Genomic DNA, 11,988 nt, shown 5'->3' on the forward strand with positions numbered 1-11,988 from the left:
CCCAGGCGGCCGCAGCATCGTCGGGCGCCGGCTGCCGGACTGTCCGCCATCACGGTCCACGACCCTAGCGCTGCCAGCCACGCGCGGTAACCGCGCACCGCGCGCCGCGCAGCGTACCCGAATCCAGCGGTTCAGCCAGCCCCGGAGCCGACTGCGGTCGCGCCGCGGCACGCGGCGTCTCGGACAGGAACTTGGCCGGGAACTTGGCCAGGAACTTGGCCAGGAACTTGGCCAGGAAATTGGCCAGGAACTTGGCCAGGAACTTGGCCAGGAACTTGGCCAGGAACTTGGCCAGGAAACGGTTAACGCCCCGGTGCTAATCGGAACCCGCACGAAACGCGGCCCGGCGATGAACGGCACCCTCTCGGATGCGTGTGGTGTCCTGCTCGCGACGCTGCTCGGCGTTCCCCTCGTCCTCCTGCCGGGCTACGCGCTGGGCACGATCACCGGCGTGCTCGCATTCCGGACCTTGCCGCCGGGCCAGCGTGCCCTGTGCGCTTCCCTCCTCGGCATTGCGCTCCTGCCCGCCCTCGACGCACTGCTGATCCAGGCAGCCGGCGTGCCCGTGGCAGCCTTGGCGAACGCGGGCCTCGGGCTCGCCGCCCTGCGCCCGGCTCTCCGCGACCTGCGTAGCCCGCTCGACCGGCCGGCCCTGGCGCTGGGTGTGCTCTGGCTCGGGATCGTGACCTACGCGCTGATCGACATCGACACAGGCACCGTCCTCCACCAGCCACTCACGATCATCGACTTGGTCAAGCACGCGGCCCTGACCCGGGCGATCGTCGAGCACGGCCTTCCGCCGGTGGACCCGTTCTTCGCCCGTCCCGAGCGGGCCGGGTACTACTACTTCTTCTATACGCTGACCGCCCTCGTGGACTGGGCCGGCGGCTGGCTGGTCGACGGGCGCACCGCCTTCGCGAGCCTTGCCGTCTGGACCGGAATCGCACTCCTCGGCCTGCTGGACCGGCTGCTGGCCGCCACGGGGCTCGCGCGGGATATTGCACCCCGGCTCCTGCGCCGAGCGGTGCTCGTGCTCCTGCCGGCGGGCGGCCTCGACATCCTGCTGGTCTTCTCGAACCGAGCCGGAACGGGGTTCTGGATCCCTGTCCCGGAATGGCTGAACGAGCAGGTCGTCAACTGGCCGACCTCCCTGGTCTGGGTCCCGCACCACGTGGCCGCCGCCCTGGCCGGCTGGCTCGGCCTGCTGGTGCTGGCCCAACGCGCCGACGGGGCGACGCCGGATCGCCGGGCGGAGGCAGCCGCGATCGCCACGGCGGGTCTCGCCTTCGCGGCCTGCGCGGGGCTGTCGATCTGGGTCTGTCTGGGCGCGGTCGCAGCGGCCGGGATCTGGCTCGCGCTGCTCGGATTCGAGCGCCGCTGGCGCGACGTGGCCCGGCTCGCGGCGGCCGGGTTTGTCGGCGCGGTCCTGGCCGCGCCCTACCTCGTCGGCATCCTGGCGAACCGGGCCGATACCGGCGGCACGATCCGGTTCGCGATCCGACGCTTCGGCCCACTGGAGCAGATCTACGACGGGCCGGGCCTCGACCTCCTCCGGTTGATCCTGCTGCCGATGAACTACTACGTCGCGCTGGGTGTGTTCGCAGGCGGCGCGCTGCTGTTCTGGCACGTCGTGCCGCGCCGGGAAGCCCATGCCCGCGAGGCGAGCCGGCTGCTCACGATCTGCGCCGCGGCCGGCCTGCTGCTCGGCGGGTTCCTGCGCTCCGCGATCCTCAACAACGACCTCGGCGCCCGCGTGGTCCTGCTGGCGCAGGTCTCGGCGCTCGTCTGGACCGCCGTGGCCCTGACCCGCACGAGCCCGGGCCCGCGGCTCAGGCTCTCGGGATCGCTCGGCGCGCTGCTGGTCCTCGGATATGCCTCGACCCTCTACGGCTTCGTCGGGATGCGCGCCTATCCCGCGGCGGAGCATCCGCAATTCGCCATCCTCAACGGGCGCCCGGATATCGATCGGTCGCTGCGCGCAGCCTATAGCTGGGCCGGCACGCACCTGCCCGTGGATCTCGTCCTGCAAGCCTCGCCGCTTCCGCACCGCGTGTTCGATTTCGGCCTCTACGGTACGCAGCCCGTGGCGGTGGCCGATCGCGAGGCGCGCCTGTTCGGCGCGACGCCCGAGGCGGTTGCGGCGCGCCTCGCCGCCGTGTCGCCGATCTTCGACGCGACGCTGCCGGCGGCGGAGGTGCGCCGCCGGGCGGCCGAGGCCGGGATCGGCGCGCTGGTGGTCACCGCGGCGGACGCCGCCTGGCGCGAACCCACGTCTTGGATCTGGCGCACCCGGGCGGCTTACGCGGACCCGCTCGTGCGGATCCTGCGCGTCGAGGACCTCGATGACTGATTCCTTCTCGCCCAGCACCGGGCGGATCCTGCGCTGGATCGGCGCCCAGGCGCTGCTGCACGCGGGGGCCCTGGCTCTCGGCTTCGGCGTCTTTGTGCTGCTGTTCCAGACGGATCTGTGGTCCGGCGTGACGATCCTGTTCTACCGCGGCCTCCTCCTGCTGGTCGTGGCCTTCCTGATCACGCTGGCGGCGACCGTTGCGCTCGCTGGCCTTGGCCGCCGCTGGGGGCTGCGGCGGCGCGATGCCCTCGGGGCCTGCGCGCTGTCGCTGTCCCTGAACCTGAGCGGCTTCGTGATCCTGCCCGTCACGGTCGACCGCTCGGTCAGCGTGTTCCTGCTCGGGCAGATGGCGGCGCATCCCGATGAGAGCTTCGACGCGGACCGCGCCCGCGCTGTGTTCGACGCGGTCTACCTCGGCACGTTCGGCCAGATGGAGCGGCGGCTCTCCGAGCAGAAAGCCTCGGGCAACGTGGCCCCGACCGCGGACGGCTACGTGATCACCCCGCAGGGCCGCGCCTTCATCCGCTTCGCCGGCGTGGTCGCCCGGCTCTTCCGGACCGATACGCGGCTGATCGCCGGGGCGCCGGCACCCGAGGCGGTGCCGCCGCCGACCCTGAGCCTGCGCCGGGAGCCTCCCAAATAGGGGCCTCGACGCGGGACGCAGACGGTGATCCAGTCTGTTCGAAAGTGGGGCCGCGCGTCTGGCACAGGCCCCGCGGCGCGCCTTTTGCCCTGCGGAATGTCGGGCGATCAGGGAGAAGGCGTGGGATGGCGGAATCGGCGGCGACCAGGGGTGGCGTGGCGGCACCCGGGCAGGACCGCATCCTCGCCCGGAGCCTGACCGCTCCCGGCCTCATCGCCATCGGGCTCGGCGCCACGATCGGGGCGGGCATCTTCGTGCTCACCGGGACGGCCGCCGCGCAATATGCCGGGCCGGCGCTCAGCCTATCGTTCGTGGTAGGCGGGATTGCCTGCGGGTTCGTCGGCCTGTGCTACGCCGAGCTGGCGGCGATGATCCCGGAGGCCGGCTCCACCTACACCTACACCCGCGAGAGCCTGGGCCGGCTTCCCGCCTGGATCATCGGCTGGGACCTCGTGCTGGAATTCGCCGTCGCGGCCGCCACGGTGGCGGTGGGATGGTCGGGTTACGCGCAGTCGCTCGCGGCTGATTTCGGCGTGCGGCTGCCGGCGGCGCTCGCGGGGGCGCCGGGCGAAGGCGGGATCGTCAACCTGCCGGCCGTCGGCATCGTGCTGCTGCTCACGGCTCTGCTGACCCGCGCCACCCGAGAGACCGCGCTGGTGAACGGGCTCTTGGTGGCGTGCAAGATCGCGATCATCCTGGCCTTCGTCGGCGTCGGCGCCGTCCACCTCCGGCCGGAACTCTGGCACCCCTTCATACCGGACAATGCCGGGACCTTCGGCGCCTATGGCTGGAGCGGCGTTTTCCGCGGCGCCGCGGTGGTGTTCTTCGCCTTCGTGGGCTTCGAGACGGTGGCCACCGCCGCGGGCGAGTGCAAGGCGCCGCAGCGCGACGCGCCTGTCGGGCTGATCGGCTCGCTCCTGATCACCACGGTGCTGTACGTGGCGATGGCCGCCGTGCTCACCGGCCTCGTCCCGTACCGCGACCTCGACGTCGCCGATCCCGTCGCCAAGGCGGTCGACGCCATCGGGCTCTCGGGCTTTGCGATCGTGGTCAAGATCGGCGCCCTGATCGGCCTGACCACCTCGGCGCTGACCGCCCTCTACGGGCAGGGTCGGATCTTCTTCGCGATGGCCCGCGACGGGTTGCTCCCGGAGGTCTTCTGCCGGGTCCATCCGGTGACGCGGGCGCCCGCGGCCAGCCAGACGGTGATCGGCCTGTTCACGGCCGCTTTGGCCGGGCTCGTGCCGATCGACATCCTGGGTGAGATCGTCAGTATCGGCACGCTGCTGGCGTTCTGCCTCGTCTGCGCGACGGTGCTGATCCTGCGGCGGATCGATCCGGCCCGGCCGCGTCCCTTCCGGGTGCCGGCGGCGCCCCTCACCGCCGGGCTCGGCATCCTGTCCTGCCTGGTGCTGATGGCCTCGCTACCGGCCGAGACCTGGATCCGCCTCGCGCTCTGGCTGGCGATCGGGCTCGCCCTCTACGCCGGCTACGGAAAGCGCCACGCCCGGATCAGCTGAGGAGATCGAGCGTCGCGCGGCTCAGCCTGTCGAGGATGCCCGAGGCGCTGAGATTGGCCTCGTAGTTCCGGACCACTTTCTGCAGGTCGGCCGACTCGGTGGCGGCATTGACGTTCGGCAGCTGGACGTAGCCGCGGCGGTCGGCGACGACGTTCGACGGGTCGTAGCGCGTGCGGAACGCGCCGGTGTCGCGCACGATGCGACCCACCGGATCGCGCGGGTTGTCGGCGACCACGGGGGCGAACACCGCGATCTTGCGGGTGTAGGGCGCTCCGCCCGGCGTCTCGGACACCGAATCGGCGTTGGCGAGGTTCTCGGAGATCGCCCGAATCCGGCCGCCCTGGACCTGCCGACCCGCGGCTAGAACATCGGACGCCGCGTGGAGGGCGCTGGTATCCGGCATGGGCGGGGCCTCATCGGCGGGTGGAACTGAGCCGGACGAACCCTTGCCAAACAGGCTTAACCTGCGGTTAAGCGGCCCGCCCGGACAGGCTCACCGCCTCCCGCAAATCCCGGCCGTCGGTGAGCCGCAGGCCCCGGCGGCGCAGGGAGGCCAGCATCGCGCGATCCGGGAACGGACAATAGGGCAGGACTTCGAAGCTCCGCCCTTCCGGCAGGGTGCCTGTGCGCGCGACCTCGTCGAGCAGCCTGTCCAGCATCCCCCGGCCGTGGGCGTGGAGGGCCACGGCCGCCCGGGTGGCGGTGGTGCCAGCGGGCAGAGGCACCGCCTCCTGGGACAGGATCGCGCCGGTATCGATCGCTGCGGCGAGCCGGTGCAGGGTCATGCCGAAGCTACCGGGTGAGTCCGCCAGGGCGTGGATCGTCGGCACCGGGCCGCGATGGCGCGGCAGCAGGCCGGGATGGCCGTTGATGCCCCCGAGCCGCGCCAGACCGATCGTCTCCGGCTTCAGGATCTGGTCGAAATGGTAGGTCAGGATCAGGTCGGGCGCCGCCGCGCGCAGCCTCTGCGCGACCTCGAGGCCGTTGACGTCGTCGACCGTGAGGGTCGGGATGCCGAGGCGGCGACAGAGGGTCTTGAGCGGCGTCGCCTCCGGCGTATCGCCGCTGCCGGTCGCCGCCTGGGTCAGTGGCGCGAGCGGACGCAGCAGGTCCGGCAGCCCGAAATTGACCGCGAGATAAGGCAGTATGCCGGCGCCCGAGCGCGCGAGGTGCCGCCGAATCTGCCCGGTCAGACCGCCGCTCGACGGCCGCTCGGCATTGGACAGGCCCACGAAGACGATGTCGGCCCGATGATCGGCGACGAACCGGCGCACCACGCGGGCGTTGGGCAGCGCCTCCAGGACGAACAGCGCGATCCGGGGCCGGGCCATCAGCGCCGCTCCCGCCTTTGAAACCGGAACGCGTACAGGCTGGCGCGGCGAATGCCTTCCGGGAGGAGCAGAACGGTCCGCGCCAGGGCCGCGAGGACGAACGGGAAGGCGATCACGTCGCGATCTTTCGCGATGCCCTTGGCGATGTGCACGGCCGCTTCGTCGGCGCTCATTTCCAGCGGGCGCCAGCCCTTCAGCTCGCCGCCCATCGGGGTCTTCACGTAGCCCGGCGCCACGACGTTGACCTTGACGCCACGCGGCCCGACCTTCTGGCGGAGCGCCAGCCCGTGCGCCACCAGCGCAGCCTTGGCGCCGCTATAGGCCGGTGCATCCTGCAACGGCGCATAGGCCGCCAGCGACGACATCAGCGCGATCTGGCCGCGACCACGCTGGAGCATCAGGGTCAGGCTGGGCAGCACCACGTTGAGCGAGCCCGTGTAGTTGATGTCGGCGGTCTCGAACGCCGTCTCCTCGGTCTCGACCTCGCCCCGCTGATTGCCGCCATTCACCGCGGCATTGGCGATCACGAGGTCGAGGGGCTGGGCTGCATCCACCCGGTGAACCAGCGCGATCGCTGCCGCTCGGTCGCGGGTATCCAGGCGGGCGACCTCGACGACGGCCCCCTTGGCGCGGCAATCCCCGGCGACTCGTTCGAGGCGCTCGGCGTTGCGTGCAATGAGGATAAGGCTCGCGCCGGTCTGCGCGTAATGGCGCGCCAGCGCCGCGCCGATACCACTCGACGCGCCGGTAATCAGGATGCGAAGCATGCGGCGGGTTACGCCGGCCCGTGTGGAAAGATCAAGGGTCGGCGGGACTCACAGGCCAGGAAAGCCCTCGGGCGTAAGCCCTCAGTAGACCGGCGCGAGTTCCCCATCGCGCATCGTCCCTTCGCGGATCGCCCGCGCGGCCGCCAGCATCGAATCGGGCAGGGCGGATTCCATGCGCGGCACCGAGCCGGCCACCGACCGATCGATCGCCTCCTTGGAGAAGAAGCCGCCGTTGACCTGTGTCCGGTGCAGGACGACCCGGCGGAAATCGGCCATCAGGCCCATGTCGGGCGGGGTCGGGTTCGTCCAGAAGCCGTCGAGGTCGCCCTGATGGGTCAGGCCGGCCATGTTGTAGATCGCGGTACCGACCGCATGGGTCGGGCAGCCCATCTCCAGGGACAGCATCCCGACCGTCGAGTTGACGATGACCACACCGCGGGCCCCCTTGATCAGGGCCGGCAGGTCGCCGCCGTCGATGAAGTCGAGCCGGTCGCTCACGCCGTGGCGCCGGGCCGAGGCGCGGGCGAACTTGCGCCAGTTGATCAGGCCGCTGTCCAGCGGGTGCAGCTTCACGAGGAGCCGGGTCGGCGCCGCCGAGGCGTCCGCGAAGGACTTGATCACCCGGTCCATGAAGCCCTCGACGCCGAGGAACGGCGAATGGACCCGGATCTGGTAATCGCTGTCGAGCTGGAGCGGCAGCAGGAAGTAGTCGCAGCCGACCGCGCGGTAGATCTCGTCGCAGCGCGCCGCCTCGCGGCGTGTATGGGCGCGCCGGGCGAACTTCTTGATCCAGCCGGCATACTCGGCCGCGATGTGGGTCGGCCGGTGGCTGCGGAAATGCGGATAGAGGTACGGGAACAGGATGTTGGCGAGGTTGTAACCGACGTCCCAGACGCTCCGGCGCGCCATGTCGCCCGTGGAGGGCATCGCCCGGCCGGGCTGCGGCAGGCGCCGGGCCAGCGCACGGATCTCGTCGGCGGTGCGGGGCAGGGACGAGAAGCCGTTCACGCCGCCGAGCTCGCAGGTAATCCAGTTCGGGCGGATGTAGCCCTCCTCGAACACGTGTACCCGCAGGCCGCGATCCTCGGCGATCATCCGCGCGGCCTTGTGGAACGGCCGACAATCGCCGAACAGCACGATGTCGGTGATGCCCTCGCGGGTCAGATAGGCCTCGAGATAGATCCCCCAGGCCTCCCGGCGACCGCGGTAATTGTCGGCCGCGCCGTTCCAGAACAGCCAGTCGCCGGGGCAGAGATTGATGCGCCGGACCTGATGGCCCCGTGCGCGCAACGCCGTCCCGAGATCGGAAAAGAACGGCGTGGCGATGCCCTGCAGGAAGAGGAAGGTCGCCGGGCGGTCGCGGAGGGCGTCAGAGGCGGGTTGTTGCATTCCGCGGCGCTTCTTCCTTGACCCTGAGACTGGCCCAACGGGCCGGCACGTTACCGTGAGGTGGCACGAGCCTCGGCGGCCCCGCAATCCGAGGGGGCGCTGCAGCACGGCTTTTCCGCACCCGCGTGGCCCGTCTGCAACGGTCGCGCTTTTGCGGCTCTCACTCGGATTGAGCGACCAATCGCGGCGACGGTATGTCCAAATCCCTTCAGGGGTATGGCGCTTGTGCCGGACTGTCGGGGTTGTCCCCGAAATCCCACACCTGCGAGCCCCGCGCCATCCACGCGAAAATGCGCTACAGGCGGGCGAACGTCCCGACCGCGCGGAGCCCGACAACCAGAGATGCCCCAATAGCCATGCCCCCTGAACCGACCCTGTCGCTCTACGCGACCGGCCGGACGATCCGCCTCCTCCGGGCGGAGATCGAGGCCGCGACGGGCTTCGCCTTCGGGCAGGCGCGCCTCGGCGACGTCGGCGCGGTCTGGGGGGCGGGGCGCGCGGCCGACCGGCTGCTGAGTCTGACCGGCCGCCGCCGCCTCGTGGTCGCGCCCGGACCGATCCTCAGTCCCTACGACGATCCGGAGCGCGGCTTCGCATCCCTGCGGATCAGCCTCGACGGACGGCCGCTCGGCGGGGAGGGCGGCGTTCACTACCTCGATCCCTGGACCCGGATGCCGGTCGACCGCGCATCCTGCGCCGAGCGGGTGGCGTGGCTGGAGGCGCGCTTCGCCGAGAACGACCGGCGAGTCGTCTATGTCGGGATGTCGCGCTGGAAGCGGCCGGCCCTCGACGTGCTCGGGGCCGGACCCGCGGGGCGCCCGGTCCACACCATGACCACCGAGGCCGCGGTCGCGGCAGGCCAGCGCCACCAGGGTCGCTTGCTCGCCTGGGCAACCCGGGCGCCGGGCCAGCTGGAGGCCGCCTGCGCGGAGGCCGGCCTGCCGCTCGCCCGGGTGGAAGACGGGTTCCTGCGCTCGGTCGGCCTCGGCGCGAGCTTGCAGCCCGGCGCCTCGATCGTGGTGGACGATCTCGGCATCTACTACGACCCGCGCCGGGAGAGCCGGCTGCAGCGCCTGCTGGCGGAATCCGAGTTCACGCCTGACCTCGTCGCCCGGGCGAAGCGCCTGCGCGAGGAGGTCGTGGCGCGCCGGCTCAGCAAGTACAATGTCGGACTCGACGCGACCGCCCTCGACTGGCCCGCCGGGCGCAAGATCGTGCTTGTGCCGGGCCAGGTGGAGGACGACGCCTCGGTGCGGCACGGCTCCCCGCTGGTCCGCTCGAACCGGGCGCTGCTGGAGGCGGCGCGGCGGCGCAACCCGGACGCGTTCCTGCTCTACAAGCCGCATCCCGACGTCGAGGCGGGCTTCCGCCCCGGCATCATCCCGGAAGCGGAAGCGTTGACGCTCGCCGACCGGATCGTCGCCGGCATCAGCATCGTCGATCTCTTGGACCGCGTGCATCACGTCGAGACCATGACATCGCTCGCCGGGTTCGAGGCGCTGATCCGCGGCCTGACCGTGGCGACCCATGGCCGGCCGTTCTACGCGGGCTGGGGTCTGTCGGAGGATCTGGCACCCGGGGCCGATCGCGGCCGCAGGCTCGACCTCGACTCGTTGGTGGCGGGGGCGATGATCCTCTATCCGCGCTACCTCGACCCCGTGGCGATGAAGCCGTGCAGCCCGGAACAGCTCCTCGACCGCCTGAGCGCGGCCCGGGACGCGGCCCCACGCAGCGCCCTTTCGATCGGCCGCGCCGCCCATTGGGCGATGCGCGCACGCTACGGCCTGCTCAATCCGATCGTGCGGGCGCTGCGCAGCCGCCGGGGCGTCGGCCGCGAGGCCGGTCCGCATTGAGCAGGTTTCGCAAACGTGGCCACCGGTTTTGCGACAAAAACCTGCGACAGGCCAAAACCATAAATCGCAACATGCCAGCGAAATCAAAGCGATAGCGCGTGCGGCTCATGTCGACACTCAGAAACACGCCACCGGGCCGGCTCCTTCGCTGCGGGTTTAGGAACCGCCCACAACACGCTGCTTCCGCACACCTTTCCCCGGCAGCGCCAAACCTGTCCCACGCCGAGTGTTTCGAGTCTTGACGACGTTCCTCACCGCCACCGGCCTCGCACTCGCGCTCTGCCTTGTCCTGGAGGTGGTCGCGGGCGATTCGATCACCCGGGCAAGCCTCGCCCCCCGCGACCTCGCCTTGCGGCTGCTGGGCTATCTGCTGATCCTGTTGTTCTGGTTCGCATTCTCTTGGCGGCCCTGGCTGGCTGGGCTGACCCTGGTGATCTCGGTCACGGCGCTGATCTTCGTCAGCCGGGCCAAGCGCTCGGTGATCGGCGAGCCGCTGCTGTTCAGCGATTTCGCCCTGCTGCCGCAGGTACCGCGCCACCCGCAGCTCTACTACATCCCGCCCCTGTGGCATCCGCGCGTGAGCATCCCCGTCCTTGTGACCCTGGGCGCGACCGCGCTCTGGTATCGGACCGAGCCGAGCGTGCTGCCGGCCGCCGCTCTCCCGCGGATCCTGGCGCTCCTCGGCCTGCCGCTGCTGCTCGGTCTGCTGGCCTGGGCCGCGCCGCGCCCGCCGCTCGCCCGGCTGGTCACGCGCTGGTTTCCGCGCCCCGACCTTGAAGGCGACGTGGCTCGGGTCGGCCTGCCGGCGAGCCTGCTGGGCTACACCGCCCGGGCCTTCGCGGGCAGCGAGCCGGTGCCCGAGCCGCCTGTGCTGTCCCCCGGACCGGGGGACGACGTGGTGGTGGTGATCCAGCTCGAATCGTTCATCGATCCGGAGCGCCTGGGCGGCCCGTCCCTGCCGGCGATGGCGCTGTTCCGCAGCCGGGCCGCGCAGTACGGCCGCCTCCAGGTTCCGGCACACGGCGCCTACACGATGCGCAGCGAGCACGCCGTGCTCACCGGGCGGCCCTCCGAAACCCTCGGCTTCGGTCGCTACGACCCCTACACGTCACGCAGCGGCGACGAGCCCACGAGCCTCGCCCGGCTGGCCCGCGGCCGCGGCTACGCCACCCTGTTCCTGCACCCGTTCCACCGGGATTTCTTCCGCCGGGCGCAGGTGATGGAAACCTTCGGCTTCAGCGACCTCGTGATGGAGGAGGCCTTCGCCGGGGCCGAGCGAGTCGGGCCGTATGTCGGGGACGTGGCGCTGGGCGAGCGCCTGCTGGCGGAGGTCGGGGCGCGGCGCACGCCCCTGTTCCTGTTCTGCGTGACCATGGAGAACCATGGCCCGTGGAAGCCCGGTCGACTCCCCGGGATCGACGATCCGCAGGCGCAGTACATGCACCACGTGGTCCATACCGGGCAGATGGTGGAGGCGGTCCTCGCCGGGCTCGAACGGCTGGCCGGCGAGCGGGGCCAGACCATGACGCTTTGCGTGTTCGGCGATCACGCCCCCTCGCTCCCCGCCTGCACACCCGGTTTCGGCGGCCGGACGACGGACTATGCCCTGTTCCGGTTCGGACGGCCGGTGCCCCCCCCGCGGCGGCTCGACATCACGGCCGACGCCCTGGGCCGGGAACTGCGCGGTGCCATTGCCACCGCGCCTGCGGACAGCGCCGCCGCGACGTGATATGGTCAAGCTTGCCGGCGCGAAGCGTGGCGGTGCCACGCTGGTGACGCATTGGCGGCGGATGATGCAGCGCTCCGCGAGGGCGATCGCACGGCCGTTAAAGCGATCGCAGCGTTTGGCGATCTAACTGGATGTCCCGGTCCGGGCCAGCGATGGCGCGGGATCGGCTGGAGAAGACTCTGTGATGCTGCGTAAGACGGCGCGCACCGCCCTGATGGCCGCCCTGGCGGCCGGATCCGTTGGCGGATGCACGTACCTGCCTGCGGCGGGTCCGACGGCGAGCGCGATCCAGGCGGGCTCGGAGGTGGCTACCGCCGATGGCGGCCTGCTGGCCCGCTACGAGATCATCGACGTCAACCCCGCCGTCGTCGAGGCCCTGCGCGGTCGCCCGCTCGACAGCCTGCTC

The 11,988-nt window shown here is 71.2% G+C and carries 9 protein-coding genes and 1 pseudogene; 6 read left to right on the top strand and 4 right to left on the bottom strand.

From position 1 onward, the window contains the following. The first annotated feature begins 349 nt into the window (after positions 1-349). The 3 genes from MKK63_RS10810 (at position 350) to MKK63_RS10820 (ending at position 4,513) form a co-directional block, all read left to right on the top strand. Positions 350-2,350 (top strand): hypothetical protein, encoded by a 2,001-nt coding sequence (locus tag MKK63_RS10810; protein WP_244001490.1) that lies wholly within the window; start codon positions 350-352, stop codon positions 2,348-2,350. Further along, positions 2,343-2,993, top strand: coding sequence for a hypothetical protein (locus MKK63_RS10815; RefSeq protein WP_244001492.1), 651 nt, complete (start codon positions 2,343-2,345; stop codon positions 2,991-2,993). The genes MKK63_RS10810 and MKK63_RS10815 overlap by 8 nt, the downstream gene beginning before the upstream one ends. 125 nt (positions 2,994-3,118) lie before the next feature. Continuing rightward, complete coding sequence (locus MKK63_RS10820; RefSeq protein ID WP_244001494.1) at positions 3,119-4,513, top strand: amino acid permease; 1,395 nt, start codon at positions 3,119-3,121, stop codon at positions 4,511-4,513. Here the strand turns inward: MKK63_RS10820 and MKK63_RS10825 are convergent. The 4 genes from MKK63_RS10825 to MKK63_RS10840 form a co-directional block, all read right to left on the bottom strand. Next, positions 4,506-4,916 carry a flagellar basal body rod C-terminal domain-containing protein gene (locus MKK63_RS10825; protein WP_244001496.1) on the bottom strand — a complete coding sequence of 137 codons (411 nt, stop codon included), beginning with the start codon at positions 4,914-4,916 and terminating at the stop codon, positions 4,506-4,508. The two genes, MKK63_RS10820 and MKK63_RS10825, sit on opposite strands and share 8 nt — an antisense overlap. 67 nt (positions 4,917-4,983) lie before the next feature. Continuing rightward, positions 4,984-5,844: a formyltransferase family protein gene (locus tag MKK63_RS10830; protein ID WP_244001498.1), complete on the bottom strand. Its 861-nt coding sequence runs from the start codon at positions 5,842-5,844 to the stop codon at positions 4,984-4,986. Next, positions 5,844-6,611, bottom strand: coding sequence for an SDR family NAD(P)-dependent oxidoreductase (locus MKK63_RS10835; protein ID WP_244001500.1), 768 nt, complete (start codon positions 6,609-6,611; stop codon positions 5,844-5,846). Before MKK63_RS10835 ends, MKK63_RS10830 begins: the two co-directional genes overlap by 1 nt. 81 nt (positions 6,612-6,692) lie before the next feature. Further along, on the bottom strand, positions 6,693-8,000 hold the full coding sequence (locus tag MKK63_RS10840; RefSeq protein ID WP_243916769.1) for a capsule biosynthesis protein: 1,308 nt from the start codon (positions 7,998-8,000) through the stop codon (positions 6,693-6,695). A 356-nt stretch (positions 8,001-8,356) separates the two neighbouring features. Between MKK63_RS10840 and MKK63_RS10845 the strand changes: the two genes are divergently transcribed. The 3 genes and pseudogenes from MKK63_RS10845 to MKK63_RS10855 form a co-directional block, all read left to right on the top strand. Next, a complete protein-coding gene (locus MKK63_RS10845; RefSeq protein ID WP_244001502.1) occupies positions 8,357-9,853 on the top strand; it encodes a capsular biosynthesis protein in 1,497 nt (498 codons plus the stop codon). Between the two features lie 238 nt (positions 9,854-10,091). Next, on the top strand, positions 10,092-11,582 hold the full coding sequence (locus MKK63_RS10850) for an LTA synthase family protein (protein ID WP_244001504.1): 1,491 nt from the start codon (positions 10,092-10,094) through the stop codon (positions 11,580-11,582). Positions 11,583-11,766: 184 nt separating this feature from the next. Beyond that, positions 11,767-11,988, top strand: a pseudogene (locus MKK63_RS10855) (sugar transporter); the annotation flags it as partial.

The sequence above is a fragment of the Methylobacterium sp. J-088 genome, from assembly GCF_022829295.1.
Taxonomy (GTDB): Bacteria; Pseudomonadota; Alphaproteobacteria; order Rhizobiales; family Beijerinckiaceae; genus Methylobacterium.